Annotated in this window: 24 protein-coding genes and 1 tRNA gene; 11 read left to right on the plus strand and 14 right to left on the minus strand. The window is 64.1% G+C overall.

Annotated elements, in window-relative coordinates:
- Positions 1-8 precede the first annotated feature (8 nt).
- Positions 9-1,475 (plus strand): NCS2 family permease, encoded by a 1,467-nt coding sequence (locus ABEA12_RS01990; protein ID WP_210102183.1) that lies wholly within the window; start codon positions 9-11, stop codon positions 1,473-1,475.
- Positions 1,476-1,834: 359 nt separating this feature from the next.
- Here ABEA12_RS01990 and ABEA12_RS01995 read toward each other — a convergent pair whose 3' ends face one another.
- The 8 genes from ABEA12_RS01995 to ABEA12_RS02030 form a co-directional block, all read right to left on the minus strand.
- Entirely contained in the window at positions 1,835-2,968 is a 1,134-nt protein-coding gene (locus ABEA12_RS01995; protein WP_210102184.1) for a methyltransferase, read from the minus strand.
- 117 nt (positions 2,969-3,085) lie between these two features.
- Complete coding sequence (locus ABEA12_RS02000) at positions 3,086-3,967, minus strand: spermidine synthase (RefSeq protein WP_210102700.1); 882 nt, start codon at positions 3,965-3,967, stop codon at positions 3,086-3,088.
- Positions 3,957-4,478 (minus strand): GNAT family N-acetyltransferase, encoded by a 522-nt coding sequence (locus tag ABEA12_RS02005; protein WP_210102185.1) that lies wholly within the window; start codon positions 4,476-4,478, stop codon positions 3,957-3,959. The genes ABEA12_RS02000 and ABEA12_RS02005 overlap by 11 nt, the downstream gene beginning before the upstream one ends.
- Positions 4,479-4,531: 53 nt before the next feature.
- On the minus strand, positions 4,532-5,221 hold the full coding sequence (locus tag ABEA12_RS02010; RefSeq protein WP_210102186.1) for an O-methyltransferase: 690 nt from the start codon (positions 5,219-5,221) through the stop codon (positions 4,532-4,534).
- A 5-nt stretch (positions 5,222-5,226) separates the two neighbouring features.
- Positions 5,227-5,532: a thiamine-binding protein gene (locus ABEA12_RS02015; RefSeq protein ID WP_210102187.1), complete on the minus strand. Its 306-nt coding sequence runs from the start codon at positions 5,530-5,532 to the stop codon at positions 5,227-5,229.
- Between the two features lie 118 nt (positions 5,533-5,650).
- Complete coding sequence (locus ABEA12_RS02020) at positions 5,651-5,965, minus strand: AzlD domain-containing protein (RefSeq protein ID WP_210102188.1); 315 nt, start codon at positions 5,963-5,965, stop codon at positions 5,651-5,653.
- Positions 5,962-6,702, minus strand: a complete 741-nt coding sequence (locus ABEA12_RS02025; protein WP_345466114.1) for an AzlC family ABC transporter permease — start codon at positions 6,700-6,702, stop codon at positions 5,962-5,964. The genes ABEA12_RS02020 and ABEA12_RS02025 overlap by 4 nt, the downstream gene beginning before the upstream one ends.
- A gap of 97 nt (positions 6,703-6,799) precedes the next feature.
- Positions 6,800-7,660 carry a glycerophosphodiester phosphodiesterase gene (locus ABEA12_RS02030; protein ID WP_210102189.1) on the minus strand — a complete coding sequence of 287 codons (861 nt, stop codon included), beginning with the start codon at positions 7,658-7,660 and terminating at the stop codon, positions 6,800-6,802.
- Positions 7,661-7,776: 116 nt separating this feature from the next.
- Here ABEA12_RS02030 and ABEA12_RS02035 point away from each other — a divergent pair, with 116 nt between their 5' ends.
- The gene (locus tag ABEA12_RS02035) at positions 7,777-9,048 is read left to right on the plus strand and encodes a DUF445 domain-containing protein (RefSeq protein WP_210102190.1); all 1,272 of its coding nucleotides are present in this window, start codon (positions 7,777-7,779) and stop codon (positions 9,046-9,048) included.
- On the opposite strand, the gene ABEA12_RS02040 is transcribed toward ABEA12_RS02035, so the two are convergent.
- The 3 genes from ABEA12_RS02040 to ABEA12_RS02050 form a co-directional block, all read right to left on the minus strand.
- Positions 9,045-9,872 (minus strand): hypothetical protein, encoded by an 828-nt coding sequence (locus ABEA12_RS02040; protein WP_210102191.1) that lies wholly within the window; start codon positions 9,870-9,872, stop codon positions 9,045-9,047. The two genes, ABEA12_RS02035 and ABEA12_RS02040, sit on opposite strands and share 4 nt — an antisense overlap.
- A 700-nt stretch (positions 9,873-10,572) precedes the next feature.
- The gene (locus tag ABEA12_RS02045; protein WP_210102192.1) at positions 10,573-11,031 is read right to left on the minus strand and encodes a DUF2871 domain-containing protein; all 459 of its coding nucleotides are present in this window, start codon (positions 11,029-11,031) and stop codon (positions 10,573-10,575) included.
- 150 nt (positions 11,032-11,181) lie between these two features.
- Positions 11,182-11,820, minus strand: coding sequence for an alpha/beta hydrolase (locus tag ABEA12_RS02050; protein WP_210102193.1), 639 nt, complete (start codon positions 11,818-11,820; stop codon positions 11,182-11,184).
- Between the two features lie 211 nt (positions 11,821-12,031).
- Between ABEA12_RS02050 and ABEA12_RS02055 the strand changes: the two genes are divergently transcribed.
- The 5 genes from ABEA12_RS02055 to ABEA12_RS02075 all read left to right on the plus strand — a co-directional run bounded on the left by ABEA12_RS02055 (position 12,032) and on the right by ABEA12_RS02075 (position 17,805).
- Positions 12,032-13,171: an alanine racemase gene (locus ABEA12_RS02055; RefSeq protein WP_210102702.1), complete on the plus strand. Its 1,140-nt coding sequence runs from the start codon at positions 12,032-12,034 to the stop codon at positions 13,169-13,171.
- Complete coding sequence (locus ABEA12_RS02060; RefSeq protein ID WP_210102194.1) at positions 13,168-14,550, plus strand: D-arabinono-1,4-lactone oxidase; 1,383 nt, start codon at positions 13,168-13,170, stop codon at positions 14,548-14,550. Before ABEA12_RS02055 ends, ABEA12_RS02060 begins: the two co-directional genes overlap by 4 nt.
- Before the next feature lie 22 nt (positions 14,551-14,572).
- Positions 14,573-15,148, plus strand: a complete 576-nt coding sequence (locus ABEA12_RS02065) for an Lrp/AsnC family transcriptional regulator (protein ID WP_345466126.1) — start codon at positions 14,573-14,575, stop codon at positions 15,146-15,148.
- Positions 15,149-15,287: 139 nt separating this feature from the next.
- The gene (gene hisC, locus ABEA12_RS02070) at positions 15,288-16,367 is read left to right on the plus strand and encodes a histidinol-phosphate transaminase (protein WP_210102195.1); all 1,080 of its coding nucleotides are present in this window, start codon (positions 15,288-15,290) and stop codon (positions 16,365-16,367) included.
- Entirely contained in the window at positions 16,360-17,805 is a 1,446-nt protein-coding gene (locus ABEA12_RS02075) for an amino acid permease (protein WP_210102196.1), read from the plus strand. Before hisC ends, ABEA12_RS02075 begins: the two co-directional genes overlap by 8 nt.
- Before the next feature lie 78 nt (positions 17,806-17,883).
- Here ABEA12_RS02075 and ABEA12_RS02080 read toward each other — a convergent pair whose 3' ends face one another.
- Both ABEA12_RS02080 and ABEA12_RS02085 read right to left on the minus strand, forming a co-directional pair.
- Positions 17,884-19,146, minus strand: a complete 1,263-nt coding sequence (locus tag ABEA12_RS02080) for an endonuclease/exonuclease/phosphatase family protein (protein ID WP_345466131.1) — start codon at positions 19,144-19,146, stop codon at positions 17,884-17,886.
- A 114-nt stretch (positions 19,147-19,260) separates the two neighbouring features.
- Entirely contained in the window at positions 19,261-20,925 is a 1,665-nt protein-coding gene (locus ABEA12_RS02085; RefSeq protein WP_210102197.1) for a thiamine pyrophosphate-binding protein, read from the minus strand.
- 245 nt (positions 20,926-21,170) lie between these two features.
- Between ABEA12_RS02085 and ABEA12_RS02090 the strand changes: the two genes are divergently transcribed.
- Entirely contained in the window at positions 21,171-21,557 is a 387-nt protein-coding gene (locus ABEA12_RS02090; protein WP_210102198.1) for a PadR family transcriptional regulator, read from the plus strand.
- Positions 21,554-22,270 carry a hypothetical protein gene (locus tag ABEA12_RS02095; RefSeq protein WP_210102199.1) on the plus strand — a complete coding sequence of 239 codons (717 nt, stop codon included), beginning with the start codon at positions 21,554-21,556 and terminating at the stop codon, positions 22,268-22,270. Before ABEA12_RS02090 ends, ABEA12_RS02095 begins: the two co-directional genes overlap by 4 nt.
- 87 nt (positions 22,271-22,357) lie before the next feature.
- Here the strand turns inward: ABEA12_RS02095 and ABEA12_RS02100 are convergent.
- A tRNA-Lys gene (locus ABEA12_RS02100) sits at positions 22,358-22,430 on the minus strand.
- Positions 22,431-22,611: 181 nt separating this feature from the next.
- Between ABEA12_RS02100 and ABEA12_RS02105 the strand changes: the two genes are divergently transcribed.
- Both ABEA12_RS02105 and ABEA12_RS02110 read left to right on the plus strand, forming a co-directional pair.
- A complete protein-coding gene (locus tag ABEA12_RS02105) occupies positions 22,612-23,241 on the plus strand; it encodes an ABC transporter permease (RefSeq protein WP_345466136.1) in 630 nt (209 codons plus the stop codon).
- 31 nt (positions 23,242-23,272) lie between these two features.
- Positions 23,273-23,932 (plus strand): hypothetical protein, encoded by a 660-nt coding sequence (locus ABEA12_RS02110; protein WP_210102201.1) that lies wholly within the window; start codon positions 23,273-23,275, stop codon positions 23,930-23,932.
- Positions 23,933-23,990: the final 58 nt, after the last annotated feature.

The following is a 23,990-nucleotide window of genomic DNA, read 5'->3' on the forward strand; positions in this document are numbered from 1 at the left end:
ATTCCCCCATGCCCTCTTTGGAAAACCCCACCCTAGAAAAGACGAAGGTTTCGCGCCTGGACCGCTATTTCAAGGTCACCGAACGCGGATCCAACTACTCGCGAGAAATCCGTGGCGGCTTCGCCACTTTTTTTGCCATGAGCTACATCGTCGTGCTTAACCCGCTGATCCTGGCAGGCGCGGACTCCAACGGCGATTCACTTGGTTCGGCGCGCGTCGCGGCCGTCACGGCCTTGGTGGCCGGAGTCATGACGATCCTTATGGGAGCCTGGGCCAAGCACCCGTTCGCGATGGCAGCCGGCTTGGGCGTAAACGCGTTCATAGCTGTCACCGTGGCAACCAACCCTGGGCTCACCTGGCCAGACGTCATGGGCCTGGTGATCATTTCTGGCACGACAATGCTGGTACTTGTCCTCACCGGGTTCCGCACCGCCGTGTTCAACGCAGTGCCCTCCAGCCTCAAGACGGCCATCGTGGTCGGCATCGGCATGTTCATCGCCCTGATCGGCCTGGTCAACGCCGGCTTTGTGCGCCGCATCCCGGATGCCGCAGGAAGCACCGTCCCCGTCGGTCTTGGCTTCGAGGGTACTCTCAACGGCTGGCCCATCTTGGTCTTCATCGTTGGACTGCTACTGACAGTTGCACTGGTCGTGCGCAAGACCAAGGGTGCGATCCTCATTGGCATCGTGGTCTCGGCCGTACTTGCCAACATCCTTGAAGCGGTCTTTAAGATAGGCCCGTCCTTCGACGGCACCACGTTCAACGCGCAGGGCTGGTCCCTGGTGGCCCCCTCGATGCCGGACTGGGCACTGCCAGACCTGTCCCTGATCGGCCAGGCGAACATCTTCGGTGCATTCCAAAACCTCGGCACCACCGCAGCCCTCCTGCTGGCCTTCGTGATCCTGCTCTCGATCTTCTTCGACGCCATGGGCACTATGGTGGGCCTGGCCAACGAAGCCGGCTCCGTTGACAAGGACGGCAACATCCCCGACGTGGATAAGGTGCTCTTGGTTGACGCGCTCGGTGCTGTCGTAGGTGGCGGCGCCTCGGCATCCTCGAGTCAGATCTACGTGGAATCGGGTGCCGGAATCGGCGAGGGCGCACGCACCGGCCTGGCCTCGATCGTCACCGGTGTATTGTTCCTGGCAGCGATGTTCCTGACCCCGCTGATCCACCTGGTCCCGTTCGAGGCCGTCGCCCCGGCACTGGTAGTTGTCGGCTTCATGATGATCTCGCACGTCTCGAAGATCGACTGGAACGACTGGGGCGTGGCCATCCCCGCGTTCCTGACTTTTGTGCTGATGCCCTTCACCTACTCGATCGCCAACGGCATCGGTGCAGGCTTCATCACCTTTGTCTTCCTCCGGACGATCCAGGGCCGTGCCCGCGAGATCCATCCGCTGATGTGGGTGGTGGCCGCAGCATTCGCGCTGTTCTTTGGTATCGGCGTTATCGAGCAGATAGCCGGGATCTAGCAGGGCGGGCTTCACCGGCAATCTTTTCAAGGAGCGGATCCGGGAAAGAACATTTTTCCGGATTCTCTCCTTTTGCCGTTCTGCAGGCAGTTGAAAACCACCGGTTGGCCGAGCAATAGACATCAAGCACTTCGCGGCCCGCTCTTCAACGGGCAGGGCCACGACCAGGAATCCCGACAGCCGCCTGTTTTCCCATCAGGGCCATTGGTGCGTCCGGACGATGCCAATGACCGCATCGTCGCCGCGAAAAAGACGGGAATGCACGGCAGGCTCTCTTGGCGATCAGCCCAGGAAACCCGATTCGTTGGCGTCCCTCATGAATCCGGGCTGTTGCGCTTGCTTTCGCCGGCATATGAGGCCTATGCGACGCCAAGCTTCCACAATGAGGTTATTTCACTCGAGCGCTCGTCGTGGAAGGGGTCCGTGCCATCGGAAGCCCGTCCGTGCACCGGTCGGGTGTCCTCGCGGCCAAGCACCACCAGCCCGGCGCGTTCGATCCAGTCCAAGAGTTCCTCGCGGCTGCGCAACCCAAGGCGTTCGGCAAGGTCGGAGATGACCAACCATCCCTGTCCGCCCGCCTCCAGGTGCCTGGGCAGCCCGGCCAGGAATGCCCGTAGCATCGCCGACTTAGGATCGTAAACAGCGAAGTCAAGCAACGTCTGCGGGGTGCCTGGCAGCCACGGGGGGTTGCACACTATGAGACCGGCGAGTCCCTCGGGGAACATGTCGCGCTCAACGGCGCGGGCGCTGCCGGCCAGCCCGAGCGATTCGAAGGTCTGGGTCGCGCAAGCCACGGACCGTGCCTGCGAGTCGGTACCGAGCACTTCCTTGATCCCTCGTTTGGCAAGGATCGCCGCCAGCACCCCGGTGCCCGTGCCGATGTCAAAGGCCCGTGCCGCCGATGGAAGCTCGGCAACGGCCACCAATTCGAGGTACTCCCCGCGCACCGGGGCGAAGGTACCGTAGTGCGGATGGATCTTGGCATCCAAGGCTGAAACATACAGTCCGGAGGACCGCCATTGCTGTGCGCCGATGGCACCGAGCAGTTCCTGCAGGGATACCGCCGTGGGACCTGGAACCGGACCAAAGGCGTTCATCCAGGCCTCGGCTACGTCGGGGGCCCGGCGCAGAGCCACGACAGGTCCTTCCTCCAGGGGGACCAGCAGCTTGGAGAGCACCTGGGCCCTTTGTTTGCGGGCCTGGCGATACTTGTAGAAGCGTTCTGCGGTGGTGGCAGCCGCGGCCTTGCGCTTGGTCTTGGTTCCGGCGGGGATCCGACGGGCAATCGCACCAAGCAGTTGCCGGGCGTTGTGGTAATCCCCGGCGAACAACATGGAGGTACCAGCGGTGGCCAGTCGATAAGCCTCATCCGCACCCAAGGTGTCATCCACGGCAACGATGCGCTGCGGCGGCGGCTCAGAGTTGGCTGAAGACCAAATCGCCGTATGTTCACTGCCCTGATGGGTCCAGGAAATTGTTGCGGGGGTGTTCATCGCGGTGCTTGCGCTCCTGCTCAACGTAGGGGGTGCGTGAAACTTGTGGCACGGCGGGTCCGCTGCGCAACACCTAGCTTATAGCCGCGGGCAGGCAGGTGCCCGCCGGCCGCTACCCTAAAGCGCGACGGTGTGCCGGGCGAAGGAACGCACCGTGGCATCGTCCCAGTACTGGGCCGGAACACCTCCGCCGAGCAGTTCACGAATGAGGGCGCCGCCGGCAGGGATCGGCACGTTGGAGCCGGCAATGATGACGTTTCCGTGGCGCCGCCCCTTGAGCATTGTGGGGTCCGCAACGATGGCAACGTGCTTGAAGACGGCCCCGATGGTGGCGGCCTCCCTCCGGGCATTTTCCAGTGCCGGGGTATCTCCGCAATTGACCACGTAAAGACCTTCGGCATCCAGCACGCGTGCGGCCTGGGCCGTGAAGCCCAGGGTACTGAGCTCCTTGGGGGTCTGGTCACCGGCAAAGACATCACGGATGACCAGATCCCGCGTGGCCTCGGTGAGCGTGCCCAGCACGGCTCCGGCCTCACCGACCCGGATCCGCAGCAGCGGAGCCCGGGGAAGGTCGAACCAGGCTCGCACCAAGGCCGCGAGCCTGCCGTCGAGCTCCACCACGAGCTGCCGGGCGTTGGGGTAGGTCACGGACATCCAGCGGGCCATCGAACAGGCACCGCCTCCCAGGTGCAAGGCCCGAAGCTTGTGTCCAATGGCTCCGATTTCGGTAGGAACGAAGCGGGACCGAACCAGCGCAGCGATCCACCGCATGTACTCGAAGTCGAGGTGCCCGGGATCGGCAAGGTCGACGTGCGACGAGGGAACGTCGTTGATGCGGAGCAACCAGCCGGTGGGAGAGTACGGATCGCGTTCCAGCTCAGCGGTGCCCGTGTCAATCGGGTAGATGCCCTCCAGTGGCCCGGCCTGCGGTGCGACCAAGGCCTTTGGGACCACCGGTGCGTTGTTTCTTGGGCCCTTGTTCTTTCCCTTAGCCACGATCGGTACCGCGGCGAACCATGCGGGCTTCGTTCAGCCCGGCCCACTCCCCCGCCAATGCCTCGACGCGGCCATCGAGCACGAAGCCGTGTTTTTTGTAGAAGCCTTGGGCACGCGGGTTGTGTTCGAGCACCCACAGCACGGCATCACGGTGTCCAAGTACGGTGTCCATCAATCGGGTGCCAAGGCTGGTTCCGTACTGTCCGGAAAGCACATAGAGCAGCTGCAACTCGATTCCGACCCCGGTGTCCGCGTCGTCCTCCGCCGCCGGTCCTCCGCCTGCGACGCCCACGATGTCCCCGGCGGCATCCGTGGCGATCCATAGTTCCGCCCCCTGCGCCAGGCCCCGGGTCCACCAGTCGGCTTGTTGTTCAAGGGAGGTGCGTGCATTGGCGAAAAAGGAGGCGGGCCGTTGGGTGGCGTAGGTTTCTTCCCAGGACGCCAATTTCATTTCAAGCGCGCACGGAATGTCTTCTGGCGTGGCAAGACGGATGATGCATGGATCGGTATTCACAGGGGTAAGCCTATGCGTTCCGCGGGCCCAAGGGCGAAAGGCACCGGTTCCTCCTAGCGGACGACGGCCAATGCGAATCCGTCCCAGCCCTTGGATCCGACGGTCTGCAAGGCGGTGGCGTCCACCCGCGGGTTCGATCCAAGAACGTCGATTCCGTCCCTTATTCCGTTGACCATGCGCCCGGACTCGGTGAGTGGATCCCCTGGTTCCAGCACTGCGCCTTCACGCACCACGTTGTCCACCACGATCACGGTTCCAGGGCGGCCCAACGTGATCGCCAGGTCGATGTAGTGACCGGTGTTTTCCATGTCGGCGTCGATGAAAACCATGTCAAATGGTTCCTCCGGCTCGGCCAGCAACGCATCGAGGGTGTCCAGTGCGGCGCCAATACGAATATCAACACGGCCATCGATGGAGCTGGCCTTGAGGTTGTCCGCGGCCACCCGTGCATGGAGCGGTTCGTATTCACACGTGGTCACGTGTCCGTCGGGCCCGACCCCGCGTGCCAGCCATGTGGTGGAATAGCCCCCGAGGGTGCCGATTTCCAGCACGCGCCTGGCACCTGAGATCTGAGCCAGAAGCATCAGGAACTTGCCCCGCGTCTCGCTGACCTCGATGTGCGGCAGCCCGGCCTCGTGGGCGTGCTTCCTGCCTGCTTCCATCTCCGGCTCGGAGCCATGCAGGCTTTCCACCAAGTATTTGTCCACGTCGCTCGGGGACGGTTTCGCTTCCTGGGTATCCATGATCGTCACTCCTGTGAGTGGATCGCCTTTTCGAGCCGCTCGAGCTTTCCGGTCAGTTCTCCGGTGTAGCCGGGACGGATGTCCGCCTTGAGCACCAGGGAAACGCGTGATCCGTACGCCGCGACCGCCTCGGTGGCGCGCTTGACGACATCCATGACCTCGTCCCACTCCCCTTCCAGCTCGGTGAACATGGAAGAGGTGGAATTGGGCAGGCCCGAGTCCCTGACAACCTTGACGGCGGCGGCAACGGCTTCGTGGACCGATCCGTCGGCGTTGTCTGTGCTGGGGGCAACTGAAAAGGAAACAATCATGCTTCCACTTTGCCACTGCGCTGCCGACATGTCACTTGACGCGATCGCGAAAGCGTCTTAAATGGGCAGGGCCCGTGACGCTTTGTCCTGCCCGACGCAGTGCGTGTCAATCAGCTCTCTAGCCCCATCCCAGGTAACGCACCAAGGCAGCGGCCCCCGCACCGGCGATGACGACAACGAGGAACGGTGCACGCAACAGCAACGCGATGACAGCGGCAGCCAGTGCGGCAAGCCGGGCATCGAAAGACACCGCGGTTCCGCTGGCCACTGCGTTGACGGTGGTCAAGGAGGCCAGCAGCCCAATCGTCAGTGCTCCTGCGGCGCGGGTCACCTTCTTGTTTTCAAGGATTTTTTCCGGGACCAGGTACCCAAGGATCTTTATTCCGTACGCTGCTGCGCACCCCGCAAGGATCCACCACCACACGGCAGTCATTCATCATCCTCCAAGCTGGTCTGCGGTTCGACATCGGGTTCAAGCCCTTCGGAGGCCGGCCCCCGGCCAAAGTAGCCCCAAACACCGGCAACGAGCGCTGCTATCAGTATCGGGACGCCCGGCGGCACCAACGGAATGGCCAGGATCGTGGCCAACGCGCATACGCTCGCTATGGCAACAGGTTCCGCTGATTTCAGGCGCGGCCACAGCAGCCCCAGGAACGCCGCGACAGCGGCACCATCAAGGCCCCAGGCTTTGGGATCCCCCAAAGCATCGCCCAGCAGCGCACCCACCACGGTGAAGATATTCCACAAAACATATACGCCGATCCCGGCAACCCAGAAACCGCGCTTTTGCTCGTCTGGATCGCTCTGTCCGGAAGCGGTCGCGGCGGACTCGTCGATGGTCACTTGGGCTGCCAGCAGCTTCTTCACGCCGCGCGGCCTGAGCATGGTCTTGATCTGCATGCCGTAGACCGCGTTCCTCACACCCAATAGCGTGGCAGCACCGAAAGCCGCCCCGGGACCTCCGCCGCCGGCGATCACGCCGATGAACGCGAATTGCGAGCCTCCGGTGAACATCAACAGGCTCAAAGCCATGACCTGCCAGATGCTCAACCCTGCAGCAACGCCAAGTGCACCGTAGGAAATTGCGTAGAGGCCGGTCGCAACGGCAATGGACAAGCCGATCTTGGTGGCTGGAGTCATTTGGGGTGGCACGGCATCAAGCTTAGCCATCGGCACAGGCCCTTCACGCTTCGTGACCCATCCGCTGCCCACCACCGTGCCAGGTCCACGGGCAGGCATTGCGGCGATCGGGCATCAAGGACCAAAGCTAGTCGAGGTGGAGATGTTCCCTGATAGTTGCCGGGACGTTGCTGGTGAGCTGCGTGACCCCGCGACCCACGAGGTAGCTGGCGTCCTTTGGCTCATCCACGGTCCAGACCCTGAAGATCGCGCCGCGGGCCAGCCACTGGTCGGTCAACTGCGGGTATTTGCGCATGTATGCCACACCTGGACCTGCCATTTGCGGGGACCCGGAGCTCAGCAGGTCTACTCCCGCGGTCATGGCCTGAGCCAATACCGCCGCCACTCCGGCCCGGTCGCTCTCCCCCGCCTGGACCAGTTCGTCGATCCATTCCTCATCGACTTCGGTGACCAACTGACAGATGTGTTCCGGGGACACCCGTTCCATCAAGAAGCGGACCGAGCCGGGGTCAAAGCTCATGAAAGAAACATAGATGTTCTCCAGCATCGAGGTTTCTGCGTCCCACCCCCGTTCCTTCAGCACCTTGAACATCGCTTCTTCCAGGCGCCGGCCAAAGGGGCTCGGATGCTTGACCTCAACGGCCAGGCCCACTTCTTTGCCTGAATCGCGCAGGAGGCCGATCAGCTCGTCCAAGGTCAGCAACTGTTCGTGGAGACTTCCGTAAGCTGCGGGGATATCCGGGTTCTTCCAGGAGGAAAAATCAAGGGATTTCAGCTCGGCCAGGGTTTTTTCTCCGACCCGGCCGCTGGAATCCGAGGTGCGATCCACTGTCGGGTCGTGGTGGCACACCACGAAACCGTCGGAACTCAGGTGGATGTCGCATTCAATGCCGTCCGCTCCGTCCGCCAGCGCCTGCAGGTAGGCGGCACGGGTATTTTCCGCGTAGGACTTCGATGAACCGCGGTGGGCGTAGACGAGGGTTCGCATGCAATTTACGCTACCGCCACGGGCGCGGTCCTGCTTGGGACGCCGCGCCTGCCATTTGGTGAACTATCGTTGGAATCTGTTCCGACCCGCATGCCCACGCCAAGGGAGCCACCGACATGACCTCAACCGGATTCGGCCTTGCCGCCGAGCATGATGCAGCCAAGGCGGTCGCGCTGCGCAAGATGAAGCGTCTGGCAACCGGGCTGTTGGCGACCATGGCGGTGATCTTCACCGTCGCCTTTGCCCTGCAGCAAAACCATCCCTGGCTCGAATACGTCAGGGCCGCCGCCGAGGGCGGGATGGTTGGTGCCTTGGCCGATTGGTTCGCCGTCACTGCCTTGTTCAAGCACCCCATGGGGCTGAAGATCCCGCATACCGCGATCATTCCCCGCAAAAAGGACCAGATCGGCGAGAGCCTGGGAGAGTTTATCCAGGAGAACTTCCTCTCGCGGGACGTCATCGACACCAAGCTCAGCCAGTTCAACGTCTCACGCAACGTCGGCGTCTGGCTGGCCAAGGAGGAATCAGCCACCAGGGTTGCCCAGGAGGTCGCCACGGTGGCCGGAGCCGCCCTAGAGGTCCTGAATGACAAGGACATCCTCGCACTGCTGGAATCCCTGGCCAAAAAGCACATGCTCGCCCCGGAATGGTCCTCGACCTTGGGCCGGATCATGCACCGTGTGGTTGCCGACGGGCACCACAAACCTGCCGTGGACCTGTTGGCCGAACGCGTCGAGCAATGGGCGGCCGGGAACAAGGACATGATCGTTTCCCTGGTTGCCGAGCGCTCCCCCTCATGGGTTCCGGCGATGGTTGATACGTTGATGGGCGAAAAACTCCACCGTGAACTGATCAAATTCGTCCGCGCGGTGCGCTTCGACCCTCGGCACTCGATGCGCATGAGCATCGATGCCTGGCTGGAGAAGTTTGCCGCGGACATGCAGGTCGATCCGGAGATGATTGGCAAGGTCGAGGCGTTGAAGCACTCGCTGCTCGGCGATGCGCAATTGCGTGATTTGGCAGCCACCAGCTGGTCCTCGATCAAGGCGGCACTCATCGAATCCATGCAGAATCCCTCCTCGGAGCTGCGCAAGTCGCTCATAGCGGCGATCAGGGATCTTGGAGGGAGGCTGCGCGACGATGAGCTGCTCGCGGCGAAGATCAACGGGTGGGTGTCCAATGCCGTTGGTTACGTCGTGGAAAACTACAGCGGCCAAATCACCTCGCTGATCACCGAAACGGTGGCCCGATGGGACGGCAAGGAAACCAGTGAAAAGATCGAACTGCAGGTCGGACGGGATCTGCAGTTCATCCGGATCAATGGAACGGTCGTGGGTTCGTTGGCCGGCCTGGCCATTTTCACGGTGGCCAACGCGGTGCTCCGCTAGCGCTCCACCGCCGGTGCGCCCACTTCACGGCGTCGGCGTTCCGCTTCGATTCCGGCTTCGACCTCGGCCATCGCGCCAACGCGCTCACCCTCGCTGATGAGCTGGCCGGGAATGGTTGTGGGCAAGGTGCCAAAGGCCAACGCTGCTGCCTCGATGACTTTCTTGCCCAGAAAACGGTTGCCGAAGCCGCCGACCGCCGCCCCGATGCCAAAGGGAACCATCCGCCCAAGCATCGAAGCCCCCTGGGTGGCAAGCATCTTTCGCAGGAACGTCCGTTGCATGGTTGATTGGAACGTCGACCACAGGTTGGGAGACTTGCTCTTCCCGCCCTTTCCGAAAACCGCGGCCCAGCCCTTGACGGGCCCCGCCCCACGTCCGGCTGCCTGATGGGTCAGGGCGGCGATCATCGAGCTTCCCTCGTCGCCCATCAAGATCGCCATGACAAGGACGCGCGCCTTGTTCGGGTCTTCGGTGGTGATGCCGTGCAGCTCGGCCAACGATTGGGCGTAGAGCGCGCTGGCTTCGAGGAAGGCAACGGTTGCCGTGGCCGAGAAGCCCAAGGCGGCAACCGTGCCGACGCCGGGTATGACTGCGGTGGCGCCGACCGCGGCTCCGGATCCGGTGATCGCCAGCAGGTAGTCGCGTTCGACGAGCCTGGCGAGCTGCTCAGCGGTGTGCGAGGGATGCTTGCGGCGCATGCGTTTCAGGTAGGCAAGGACCAATGGCCGCTGCACGCCGACAGCCTTCATGATGGCGCCTTGGACCCCGGGGGCGGGTTTGCCGTCCGGGCCGATGACACTTGAGGTTATGGGGTTCTTTTTCATCCTGCTTTTACTCTAATGTGCCCACCAAGCCCGGGGAAAGGGAATTTTCGCTGGGCATAAGTGCAGTGACGATCGATGACCTTGGGCAACAAGTACTGGCATGCATCGAAAAACCCCTGATTCACAAGCCGAAAAGCAGACCCCGGGTTGGGCAGGGCGTACCGTCGAGCTCCAGGTGCGACCCGTGGTTCATCAGCAGAAGGAAACGACAATGAACTTCGCAGAAATGCTCTGCCCAATGGCCTTGGTGTTCCTCATGTCTTTCCTGCCTCGTTGTGCTGTTCCACATTGTTGCTGATCTTTTCCGTGACTCACGCGCCGCGGCAGCGGGTGCAAGGCCCCGTGGATCCTGCTGCTCATCGTTCTGCCGGTGTCGGCCTCGCTCGTTTACCTGGTGGGTGTGAGGCGTGGCATTGCGCCAACAGGTCCGCGTGGAAACCGTGGCGGACAGCCCCGAGGACTGCCTCCGGACGCTGACACGCGCACCGGCCCCGTCCAAGCGGACCTCCGATGCCAAGGAGCTGCTGGATGCCGAAACGATTTCGGGCGAGGAATTCACTGTGCTCAAGGCCAAGGCGCTGGCCCAACTCTTCGCGGGGCAGGCAGCTGGACTTCGGGCGGATTCAGCTCGTGCCCCGGGGTTGGGACGGCCCCGATGTCGAGATCGTCTTCGCACCGCCGGGGCATCTGCATACCGGGTTCAGGCTCCGGCGAGCGCCGGGGTGCTCGAGCCCATGGTTTCTCCGGACTTCACTGCCGCCCGCACAGCGATGAAGAGGACTATCACGCCCGCCGTCAAAGACATATGCCCAAGGCCGGCGATCCCGGCAAAGGCTGCGGAACCCGCATCGCTGCCCAGCACCACAAGCGTTCCCTTGACGAGCATCATCCCGCAGGTCACCGCGACGCCGGGCGTCCAGAGCCAGTAGAACCAGGTAAATGCGCGCGGCTCCGCCTGAGAGAGCGCGAAGACCTGCTCCAGGGCAAGGACCATCAGAAGGAAAATGAAGCCAAGCACCAGCAGGTGGGTGTGCACCAGCGGAAGCTGCGAGGCCGATCGGTCAGTGAAGGCGTGGGCTTTTGTCAGTTCCCGGTAGTAGAGACCCGAGAGCACCCCGGTGACCCCAAAGGCAAAAGCGCTGTACAACAGGCGCATCATGGCGGTGTTCTTCTTTTAGCCGGCACCGGGTGATCCGTGGTGGCCTTGGCGCGGCCCCGCGCCGGGGCCACGCCTCGCCATCAACCGTGCCCGGGTCTAATCCAGGGCACGATCAACCGTCCGGTTGATCGTGCCCCGAAACCACGGACATCACGCGCCAGCCGCGGCAGGGAGGTAGTGCGAGAGGAAGCCGCGTACGTCCCGGTACTCATCGGCACCGAATCCATGGCCCATCTCCGGGTAGGTGCGTGAGGTCAGCGCCGTGTTTTCCGTGAGCCACCCGCGTGTGTAGGTGACCGCGTCGGGGTTGATCACCACGTCGTGGCGGTCCCTTCCCCAAAAGAACGGAATGGTTGCTCCGGGCTCGGGCTCCGCGTCGGTGAGCGAAAGCAGCTCGTTGGAAAGCACAAAGCCGCTGAGCCCGACGATCGTCTTGTAGCTCCGGGGCCTCAAGCGGTGCAAGGTGGTGGCCATCGCCATTCCCTGTGAATGGCCCAGCAGGCTGATGGAGCGGTAGCCTCGCGCGTATCGATCCTGCCAGTCAAAGACCTGCTGCGCGGCAGAGATAACCTGGGCAAAGTCGTTGGCCAGGAAATAGTCCAGCAGGAACCAGCCCCTGTCCCCTCCCACATCCATGGGCCCGCGCAACGCCACACCCGTGGCATTGCGCGGAAGCTGCTTGAACCAGTCCCTCATTCGCTCGGGGTTTGACCCGTAGCCGTGGAGCACCATGACCAGGTCGGTGCCGGCCCGCGTGTCCTGCGGCCGGGAGTAGATTCCCTCATCCATGGGTCCACCGTAGCGGCCCGTCGGGATACTTCACCGGCGGATCGGCAACGTGTTGTAGATTGGTCAAACCAGTGGTGACGCAAGTCACCGTACACATTTATCGTGTCCCAGGAGCCGTCACGTGCCCACCAGGTCTGTCGCACCAACGTCCCGCCACGCCGCAAGCCGCGAATGTTTCGCCGCGTACGACAACGCCCTCGCGGAGGCCGGCATGCTCTCGCGGCCCGTCGGCCTGCTCGACCTGGGTGACTTCGACGCCAATGCCAGCGATCTGGCCCACCGCGCGGCACCCAAGCCCATCCGGGTGGCCTCGAAGTCATTGCGCATCCGGGCGGCCGTGCAACGCGCACTGAACCACCCTGGATATTCGGGCGTGCTGGCCTTTAGCCTCTACGAGGCCATCTGGCTGGCTGAATCCGGGATCACTGACGTTGTGGTGGGCTACCCGTGCACCGATCCGGTCGCGTTGAGGGCCCTGGCAGCCAGCGAAACCGCGCTGGAACAAGTCACCTTGATGGTTGATGACACCGCCCAGCTCGACGCGATCGACGCCGCAGCGCCAAACCACCCACCCATCCAGGTCGCCGTGGAACTCGACGCGGCCTACCGCCCCGTACGCGGGGTAGCCCTCGGGGCAGCCCGTTCCCCGCTGCGCACCGCCGCCGAGGTGGTATCCCTCGGTTCAGCCATCATCCGGCGGCCGAACCTGCGGTTGACGGGGATGATGGCCTACGAAGGCCAGATCGCCGGGGTGCCCAACGCCTCGCGGGGGCCACGCGGAATGCTGGTGCGGGCAATCCAGCGAGCCTCCGCGCGGGACATCCGCGAACGACGCGCTCAGAGCGTCGCCGCGCTGGGGGCCCTGGCGGACCTGCGGTTCGTCAATGGCGGAGGAACGGGGTCCCTGGAGTCCACTGCTGCGGAACCCGCCATCACGGAGGTTGCCGCTGGTTCCGGGCTCATGGGACCCGGGCTTTTTGACGGATACCGGGGATTCCGCCCACACCCGGCACTGCATTTCGGATTGCAGGTGGTGCGCAGGCCTGGGCCGGACACCGTTACGGTGCATGGAGGGGGATGGATAGCTTCCGGCCCGGCAGGAAGCGACCGGCTGCCCGCTATTTCCTGGCCCACCGGACTGAGATTCCGTGGCGCCGAAGGACCCGGCGAAGTGCAGACACCGTTGATCGGAGCGGCGGCGGCCGGGCTGGGGCTGGGAGACACCGTGTACTTCCGCCATGCCAAGGCCGGAGAACTCGCCGAGCACCTCAACGAGGTTGCCGTGTATTCATCAGGGCGCGTCATCGACTGCTGGGCGACCTACCGCGGGGAAGGCAAGGCCTTCCTGTGAGCCGGCCCCGGTTCCCGGGCCTCGACAGGGGCGGGGTGTGGCGCAACTGGGCGGCCACCGCCATCGCACGACCAGCAGCCACCGCCCGGCCGCGCAGCGAGGACGAGATCGCTTCCCTGCTCGTGGCAGCGTCAGCCGCCAACAGCGCACTGAAGGTCGTTGGCGGCGGGCACTCCTTCACCCCGATTGCCGCGACCAACGGGATGTTGGTGAATCTTGACCTGTATACCGGAATCATCCACGTGGACCCGCGTTCGGGCAGGGTGCGCTTCCGCGCCGGCACGCGCCTGCGCGATGTGGCCGGTTTGCTCAAGCCCTTCGGGTTGGCCCTGGCGAACATGGGGGACATAGACCACCAGTCCTTGGCCGGGGCAATCAGCACATCCACACACGGCACGGGCCTGGGATTCACCGGGTTTTCCGGCTCGGTCACGGCCTTGCGGCTGCTGCTTCCCGACGGCACGGCTATTGACTGCTCGGCCGATTCGAATCCCGACCTGTTCCAGGCCACTCGCGTGGGCCTGGGCGCGCTGGGAGTGCTCACCGAAGTCACCATCCAATGCGTCCCCCGGTTCAAGCTGCGCGCGCGCGAGGCCCCGGAACCGCTGGCCGGCATGCTGGAGTCCTTCGTGGAACGCTGCGCCGTCACCGACCACCTTGAGTTTTACTGGTTCCCGCACACGGATCTCGCCCTGGCAAAGACCAACACCCGCATCCCCGATACCGAGCAGGCGCATCCGGTGCCTTGGCGCGGGCGGATCATCGATGACGAGCTGATGGGAAATGCGGGCTTCGCGCTGATGTGCCGGTTCGCGGCAAAGCATCCCTCCGCGGTGCCGCAGCTGAATCGGTTTGCCGCCAAGACGCTGGCCGTTCGCGAATACATCGACCAATCCGAGAAGGTCTTCGTGACCGCGCGCAGGGTGCGCTTTCGCGAGATGGAGTATGCGGTCCCGCTCGACGACCTTCCCTCGGTCTTTGCCGAGGTCAGAAACGTGGTGGAGGCCTACCCGCAAAAGATATCCTTCCCGCTGGAGGTGCGCGCCGCTGCCGCCGATGACACGTGGCTGGGAACCGCGGCGGGGCGGCCGAGCGCATACATCGCCGTGCACCGTTATGCGGGGGAAGCCTCCGGGGATTTCCTTGGAACGGTGGAAAAGGTCTTCACCGGCATTGCCGGGCGGCCGCACTGGGGCAAGCTGCACACCCGGGATGCCGCGTTCTTCCATTCCGCCTACCCGAGGTTCGCAGACTTCCTGGCCCAACGCGATGCGATGGACCCCCAGGGAATCATGCTTAACGCGCATCTGGGCCATATCCTGGGCCGCCGGGCGGCTCCGGCCTTCGACGCCGGTGCGGCCGATTCGCGCCACGGGTGAACGGCGTCGCATACTTGGGCGCATGAGAATCGATTCGTTGGATGTGTCGCTGATCGAGCTGTTCACCGATTTCCCCGGCATCGGTGTCATGGAATGCTCCAAGCGCCTCGGCGTCGCCCGGGGAACCGTGCAAAACCGGCTGAACCGGTTGCATGATTCCGGGGTGATCACCCGCATCGCCCCGCACATCGACGCGACGGCCATGGGATACCCGGTCACAGCATTCTGCTCACTGCAGATCCAGCAGAACCTTGGCCAAGACGGCATGGCCGAGAAACTTGCGCAGATTCCCGAGATCCTTGAGCTGCACACGGTCTCCGGCTCGAGCGACTTCCTCGTCAAGATCGTGGCCCGCTCCACGGCCGACCTGCAAAGGGTGCTCGATTCCATCTCCGCGACCGAGGGCATGGGCCGCTCCTCCTCAACGGTGGTCTTGGCCTCCCATTTCGAAAACCGGACCATCCCGTTGGCACGCGAGGCCGCACGACGCAATCCGGAGTCTCCAGGCGATCCGGCGCCAGGGTCGCGAGACACCTCGATGCGCAACGGCGGCGGACCAACACCGACTCGAACGATCCCCGGACAGAATGTACAGTGATTGGCGCCCTGCCCTGAACCTTATGTACATCTTGTGGGGTGTTCTGTGTCGCGGTTGACCTATCCGGGTCCAACTCATTAGCTTATGTGAGTCGCGTCACCGGAGACGTGCGAGCAACATTTCTTGGAAGGCCCCCACCATGAGCATTGTCCAGCGCAGTTCCCTGAGCGCCATCCCCGCCTACAAGCAGGGCGCCACACCGGGTGCCGGAGAGCAGGCCTTCAAGCTCTCCTCAAACGAAAACCCCTACCGGCCCCTGGCCTCGGTCACCGCCGGGCTGGCCCTCGAACTGGGAACCATCAACCAGTACCCCAACGCCGCCGCCCCCGAGCTTCTCGGCATTCTGGCCCATCGCCTTGGCGTGGAACCATCGAACATCGCCTTGGGCTCCGGATCGGTCGAGGTTGCCGGTCAGCTGATCCACGCGACCACCAACCCGGGCGACGAGGTCCTCTTCGCCTGGCGCTCCTTCGAGGCCTACCCCATCCTCACCCACGTGGCCGGCGCAACCCCGGTGATGGTGCCCCTGGATCGGAACGGAGCCCACGACCTTGTCGCAATGGCAGAGGCCATCACCGAGCGCACCTCCCTGGTGTTTATCTGCAACCCCAACAACCCGACCGGCACCGTGGTGAACACCGCGGCAGTTGACGCGTTCATGGCCAAGGTCCCGTCCCGCGTGCTGGTGGTCATCGACGAGGCCTACGTCCATTTCAACATCTCCGGCGACTCGGCAATCGGCATGGACTTTTTCCACCGTTACCCCAACGTCGCCGTGCTGCACACCTTCTCCAAGGCCTACGGGCTGGCTGGGCTGCGCATCGGCTACGCGGTGGCCCCGTCCGAGGTTGCCGCAAATCTGCGCAAGACCGCCATCCCCTTCGGCGTCACCTCGCTGGCCCAGCGAGCAGCGGTACTCAGCCTGGAACATGAAGGCGAGCTGCAGGAGCGCATCGACGAACTCATCACCGCACGCGAGGCCCTGCTGGGCCAACTGCGCGCCGCGGGAATCAATGTCACCGACTCCCAGGCCAACTTCATTTGGCTCTCCACGGGGGAAGCGACGATGGAGGTGGACGCTGCGCTGCGTGCCGCAGGCATCTGGGCACGCGCCTTCGCCGGCGACGGGATCAGGATCTCCATCGGGTCCCCCGAGGCCAATGCGACAATTGCCGGTGCCGTCATTTCCGCCCTTCAGGATGCACCCGCACATGTCTAAGGCCGTCAACGCCCCGAAGTCCGCGAGCCTGAATTCCCGCCAGATCACCATGATGGGCATTGGCGGGGCCATTGGCGCCGGCTTGTTCATTGGATCGGGCCAGGCCGTGGCGATGGCTGGCCCCGCCGCCGTCCTCGCCTTCGCGCTGGCCGGGCTCCTGGTCATCCTGGTGATGAACATGCTTGGCGAAATGGCTGCGGCGAACCCCTCCTCGGGCTCATTCTCCGTATACGCCACCAAGGCGATGGGCCCCAACGCCGGGGCGACCATCGGCTGGCTGTACTGGGTCCAGGGCATCATCGTTATTGCCGCCGAGGCCACCGGTGCCGCAGCCATCGTCGGGGGCTGGTTCCCCGGGGTTTCCCAAGGCACCTGGTCGCTGATCTTCGTTGGGGCACTGACCGCCGTGAACCTGGCCAACGTCGCGCGCTTCGGCCAGTTCGAGTACTGGTTCTCCTTCCTCAAGGTCGCCGCCATCATTGCCTTCCTAGGCATCGGGGTGGCCCTGGTCTTCGGGCTCCTTCCCGGGGTCGAAGCCACCGGGTTCTCCAACCTGGTCGCCCATGGCGGCTTCCTTCCCAACGGGGTCGTCGGGCTGTGCGCCGGGCTGCTGATGGTGGTCTTCGCCTTCGGCGGCATCGAGATCGTGGCGATCGCCGCGGCCGAAAGCGATGACCCTCGGACTTCCATCCGCAAGGCCGTGCGCGGTGTGCTCTTCCGCGTATTGGTCTTCTACGTCGGCTCGGCACTGGTAATGGTCTCGGTCCTGCCCTGGTACTCACCGGAGCTTGCCGCCTCCCCGTTCGTCGCGGTGCTCACCCTGGCGAACATCCCGTGGCTCGACACGATCATGGCACTGGTGGTGGTCATTGCCCTGCTCTCAGCCATGAACGCCAACATCTACGCCGCCTCCCGGATGCTGCTTTCGCTCTCCGAGCGCCGGATAGCACCCAAGGCCATCCAGGTGCGCAGCCGGGGCAACACCCCGTACGTGGCTGTTATCGCCTCGGTGATCCTGTGTTCGGTCGCAGTGGTGATGAACTACGTGGCTCCGGATCTGGTTATGCCGATGCTGCTCAATGCCGTGGGTTCCACGCTGCTGGTCACCTGGGCATTCATTGCGCTCTCACAGCTGATCCTGCGCGTGCGGGCGGACAGGGACCCTGAGATCCACCTGCCGGTGAGAATGCCGGGCTTCCCCTACCTTTCAATCCTGGCGTTGGTGATGCTCACGGGAATCGTTATTCTTGCACTCTTCGATCCGGCCAGCCGCACCCAGCTGGCCGCCACGCTGGGACTCACGGCGGCCATCGGGGTGCTCAATGCCCTGGCCCAGCGCCGCACCAGGGTCCGTGATGCGCTGCAAACTCCGGTTGGCGCCGCCGCGGACACGGAGAAGGCCAAGGAGCCTTCACCGGCCCAGGAGAAGGTCCGCTAGCATCAGGGGCCCCTCGCACAGACGAACGGCCGCACCCCCTCAGGTAAGGGGATTGCGGCCTTTCGCCGTCTACGCCCTCTAGGCCTGAAGGTCCAGCTCGATCCAGACCAGCCGGTGGTCGCTGCTGGCCGGCGGCCAGCCGGAGACCAGTCCGGCCTCGGCATGCCCGGTACGCGGCCAGTAGACCCCAGAGCCGCGCACGCCCAGCGTGGCTGCCGGCAACACGTAGTCAACGCGCAGCACACCTGCGCCCTCGCGGCCGAAGTCCGCGGTTCCCAGCACGCTGCCGATGACCCCGGCGAGGCCTCTGGCGGAAGTCCCGTTCTCCCTCGGTGCGGAGGGAAGCGGATCGACCAGCAGCGGGTTGGCCAGTAGCGCGCTGATGGCCGCGGGGTCCGAATCCCCCGAGGACGGGTCCGAGTTCAGGTCTCCCAGCACCACGAAGTCGCTTCCCGGTGCCAGCGGCCCGCGCTTTCCGGCATCGTCGTAGATGTAGCCGCCGGCCCCGTCCTGCGCCCCCAGGTAGTCGTTGATGAGCCGGATTTCGTCGTGGTTGCGTGTCTTGTTGCTTTTTTCGGGTCCGTCAAACACCGGCGGGGTGGGGTGGGCGGCAATGACATGGATCGTTTTTTCCCCAACGGTGATCGGCACGTCCCACATCGATTTGCTGGGCAGGGGAAGGATCGAGCGGACCAGTTCGGGGTAGTACTGGGTGGGCAGCTGCGAGTGAGGCATGTCCTGCCACAGAAAGTTCTGGAAGGTGCGGATGTTGGCGGTGTCCATGGGGTACATGGAGAAGAGCACCATCCCGTACTGGCCCTCGAAGTCGCCGTAGCCCAAGGCATCGGAGGGTCCTCCGACGATGCCGTTGCCATCGAGGTCTGCACCACTGGGTATTCCGGTGTTTGCCGGTGCCACGTAGACGTGGGGGTAGTTGATGGATGGTTGCCCGCCCTGGGACCTGGCCAGATAGTTGTCCTTGAACGCCTCCGCCGCGGCGCCCTTGGCGTCATAATCGAATTCGTTGAGCAGGAGCACGTCCGGTGCGGTGCGCTGCACTATCTGTGCCACCGCCTGGGCCTGGGCGTCCAGGGGCGTAGCGAGGTCGTTGGCCAGCTGCCCGGGCCGCTGGCGGTTCAGCGAGGCGTTGAACGTCGCCACGCGAAGCCCCCGGGCGGTGACGCCCGGGGGCTCGGCATACGGCATGGGGGCGCTGTGGTCCAGATGCATGGCGGCGGGCCTCGCTTCAGTCATGGCGTTGGCGTGCACGGGAGCGAGCGCCCCTGGGCCCAGCGCTGCCAATGTTGCCGCGGCCACTGCCGCACAGATCGAATATCGCACCTTTTCAACATTAGGGGCCTACCCTACTTTCCGGTAGGTCAGTATTTTATCAACTCGCCGGTTTTTCATCCGGCGAACCCCGCTCTCTGCTGCGCCGGGCGGATACCCGAAGGCTTAGCCCCGAACGAGGGCCGCCGCCTTGCGGTTGGCCTCCAAGACTTCCTCCATGTACGGGGCACGCACCTCGGGGGAAATCCGGCAGTCGACAAGGTAGATCCCGTGCGCACCGTCGGCGACCCAGTCCCGCAGCCCGGAGAGGTCTTTGAGGCAACGGACCTTTTTCGATTGGGCTCCGAGTCCGCGGGCCACCGCGGCGAAGTCGACCTCCGGGATCAGCATGGGCCCCTCATGCAGCCCGATCGAGCCGTACTGGTGGACCTCGGCACCGTAGGCTGCGTCGTTGTAGATCACGATGATGCCACTGCGCACCGAGCGGATGACCGATTCCAGGTCCGCCAGGCCCATGAGGAACCCGCCGTCGCCGCTGGCCAACACGATCGTGGATTCCGGTGCCGCGGCGCCGGCGCCCACGGCGGAGGCAAGGCCCAGCCCGATGCTTTGGTAGGCGGTCCCGACCAGGCTCAGTGCGTGCGGGCCCGGAACGGACCAGTACATGGGGCCCCATCCGATGAAGTGCCCGCCGTCTTGGACGATGACCCGGTCTTCGGGGATGATCCCCTCCAGCTCCCGTGCTACGGCGCGTGGATCGAGCAGTCCGTCCGGTGCCGTCGCCTCCCCCGGCGCATGATCGTTGGTCTTGGCCAGACGTTCGGGAACCATATCGACCCACCGCCCTCCGGCATCGCGTTCGTGGACCCGCCCAAGCAGGGCATCGGCGAGAGCGGCGGCATCGGCGCGGATGAATGCGTCCACCCGGGGGTTGGTCGCCGATTCGGTGACATCGACCTGGATGACGCGGGCACCGTCGTTGAACAGGTGCCCGAACCGGGTGGTGAATTGGTTCAGGCTCGCCCCCAGGACAAGGACGACGTCGGACTCGTGGACCAAGGCCGCGGTCTCCGCCGAGGAGAACCCTCCGGTGATCCCCAGGTCCCCGTGCCGTTTGGCCAGGAGGTTGGGGGCAAGGACGGTGCTGGAGCTCAACGCACCGAGGCGGTCGGCGAGCGCGGTGATCGACTGTGCGGCACCGGCAAGGCGTGCCCCGCGGCCGTAGAGCACCAGCGGGCGTTTGGCTTCATTCAAGGCGGAGGCGGCCTGGGTGAGCATTTGCTCGGCGGCGAGGGGGTAACCGGGGTCGAGCCCGAAGTCCTCCAGTGACATCGCGGATTCCTCTGCCGCGGCATCCGCGACGATGTCGTAAGGAATCGAGAGGACCACCGCGGTGCGCTCACGCAGGGCGTGTGCGACTGCCTCGAACGCGATGGCCATGGGGCGCTGGCTGTCGACGGTGAAGGTCGTGGCACCCGCAGCGCTGCTGATTGCCGACTGGTCGATGTCCCAGGGGCGGGCTCCGGTGGAGGGCTGGTCCCCGGTCACCAGCACCATCGGGATCCGGGCCTTGGCGGCCTCGGCCAGCGGGGTGATCGCATTGCTGTAGCCGGCGCCGTAGGTAGTCGTGGCGATGGCCAGCTTCCCGGCGACCCGGAAGTAGGCGTCGGCGGCGGTGACTGCGGCAGATTCGTGCCGGACGGCGGTGAAGCGGAAGCCGGTGCGCATTGCAGCGTCCAGGAAGTGGGCGTTCCCGTTTCCCATGACACCGAAGATCTCTGAGGTGCAGGTTAAAAGGGCACGGGAAACGACAGCTGAAACTGTAGGCATTTTGTGTCTTTCGAATGTAGCAAGATAATTCAAGGCCATATTCGTCTTCGGGCAACAAACCCGGGTTTCGCCCATTTTTAGAGCGACGGCGGAAACTACAGAAACGCTCCGCCTGACATGGCAAGGATATCCGGGCCATGGCTCACCGTGCAACACCCATGGACTCGCAATGCAGGCATCCGGGCCTCGGGATTCGGGGAACACGAGTCGTTGACACGCATACTAGTTAGACATACTGTCTAGTTATGACCTCCATCCAGGACCCCGGCCAGGCAGGTGCCGAATGGCCCAGCGACTGGCTTCGCGCAGCACTGGGCCTATGCACCCTCCAAGCTCTGGAAACCGGCCCCACCTACGGATACGCGATCATCGCCGCGCTTGCCGAGGCCGGACTCGGCAAGGTGAAAGGCGGAACGCTTTACCCGCTGCTGACCCGTTTCGAGACCGCTGGTTTCCTTGAGGTCGAATGGCGGCCAGGGGATGGCGGGCCGGGCCGCAAGTACTTCTCACTCACGGACTCGGGGCAAAAGGAACTGGCACGCCAACGTACGGCGTGGCACTCCTTCACCCAGGTCACCACCACCTTCCTCGCAGGGAACAAAACACCATCAGCAACCAGGGAGCAGCAATGAAGACCACCCAGGAACAGAAATGGCTCGACACGCTCACCATTGAGCTGCGGCTTCGCGATGTCTCCGGTCCCGGGATCGGCGACACCCTAGCCACCGTGAAGGAATTTCTTGCTGATTCGGGCGAAAGCGCACAGGAGGCATTCGGGTCACCCGCCGAGTACGCCGCAAGCCTGGACTTGTCCACGAGCACCGAACCCATCTCCGTGAAGAGGACGGTGTTCCGATCCGTCATCGGACTTTTGGCTTTCCTGATGTTTTCCCAAGCCGTCGCGCCATGGGTGGCACGTGAACCGTTGGACCTCGGTGGTGCCCAACTGGCATGGCTCGCATTCCCGGCCGCCGCGGCAGCCTTCATCCGGCTATATCTCGATAAGTTGGTACGTCACCTCTGGATGGCCTTTGCACTCATCGTGGTTTGCGGGACAACGGGAGTCCTTTCCGCCCTCAGCGCCCCGAAGGCGCACGCCGACGCATGGTTTTCCATCAACCCGGGCCTGGTGCTGGTGGTAACAGGCGCAATCATGGTTTCTGCTTCGACCCTCAGCACCATCTCCTTCGCCAAGGACGGCGACGACAGCATCCAGGAGCCGTTCAGCAACCCGGCCCAGGAACGAAAGCAGAAGGCCACCTCCAGCATCCTGGGAATCCTGGTCTCATGGATGCTCCCGATCGCTTCCCTAGTCTTCCTCGGCGTCGGGTTCCAGATGCGATAAGGGGCCGAGCCTCGTTGCGCCAAGGCCGCCAATGGAACAAAAAAGCGGTTTTGACTTGTATTCCAACAAGTCAAAACCGCTTATCTGTGCGCCCTGCGGGGCTCGAACCCGCGACCAATGGATTAAAAGTCCAGTGCTCTACCAACTGAGCTAAAGGCGCGACTGGCACTTAGCCAACAACTATATTAGCGGATAACTCGTCCCTTATTGGACAACCTTGCTAGATTCAACACGTGTTCGAATACCTGAGGTTTGCGATGGTCATCCTTGCCATGGTCTTGCTGGCCAGCGGATTGCTCGCGCGGGCGGGCATAGGCTTGGGTTGACTTCCGCTCGTTGCGGTGATCAGGGCCGGCGTGCAACTGGCGGCAGTCACGTTGCTGTTGCGCGGAGTCGACTCGGTTCCGTGGACCGCGGTGCTGTTCATCATCCTGATGCTCGCCACGGCGTCACTGACCACCGCCCGACGGGCGGCGTCCCTGCCCCTGGGCGCTCGCTCCGCGGTCATCGGCACCACCAGCGGCGCGGTGCTGTCCATAACCATCATCCTTGGCACCGGCCTTGTCTCGCTGGGCCCTACGTCAGTCATCGCCGTGGCGGGGATCGTTATCGGCGGATGCATGACGGTCTCCACGCTCTCGCTGCGCCACTACCTGGCCAATGTGCGCACCCGGCGCGATGAGGTCGAGGGTTGGCTGGCACTGGGTGCGCTGCCACGAACAGCCACGGACCTTCCGCGGCTGATCGCCGTGCGCGAGGCATTGATCCCCAACCTCGACCAAACCAAGTCCACCGGGCTGGTGACCCTGCCGGGGGCCTTCGTCGGCGCCCTCTTCGGAGGGGCCTCCGCCCTGGAGGCCGCCCAGTTCCAGCTGGTGGTGCTTGCGGGCCTTGCCTTGGGCGGGACCGTCACAGCCCTGGTGGCCACGCATGTAGCTTCCGGGTCGGTTTCCCTACCCGCCGATGGGTGAGTACCCAGCCGCGCAGAGTATCCTCGTGCCCATGCAGTTCCACCCAGCCTTGGCTCCCCCCGCAACGACCTTCCGCCACCACAAGCCCAAGCCCTTCGCTCCGGTCGACTTCGATCCCTTCGAGGGCGGCGCAGATCCGGCGCGTGTCTCCGAGGCGGCGCACCTCTCCGCCCACGCCCTGGTGCAGGCAGGAACCCTCAACCAGGATCCGGATGTCCGTGAACGGTTGGTGCGCCTTTCCGAGGACGAGGGACTGGAAGCCATTGCCGAACTGTGGTCCAAGGCTCCTGCCCGCTCCCTTCCCGGGGCCCTGTGGCGGCTGTATGCCATCCGTGCCGCAACGATCAACAATCCCGAAACCATGGCATCTTTCTTTACCTCCGGGGCCCACCAGGCGCAGGTCGAACGCGTGGTGGCAGGCGCCGCGGAACCGCCGGGGGCCAAGGAGCTGTCCGCGATGACCAGTTCGATCCTCACGGGCGCCTTCGACGGCGAGTTCGACGTCGCCCTGGAACGCACCGCCGCCTATTGCCGGGTCATTGCCCTGGGCCAGGCAGGGCAGGCCGACGATGCGGAGTTCGCCCATCCGGAACGAGCCACCCTGATGACTTCCCGGGCGCACTCCCTACTCAAGACAGCCGAGGACCTTGAATACGCTGCTGCTTCCTGGCGACGCGGGGAACTGGACTGAGGCTTCCGCGTTTGACGCTGATCGCGAAGACCGCGCCACCGGGTTGACAGGAAGACCC

The organism is Paeniglutamicibacter antarcticus, assembly GCF_039544305.1.
Classification (GTDB): domain Bacteria; phylum Actinomycetota; class Actinomycetes; order Actinomycetales; family Micrococcaceae; genus Paeniglutamicibacter; species Paeniglutamicibacter antarcticus_C.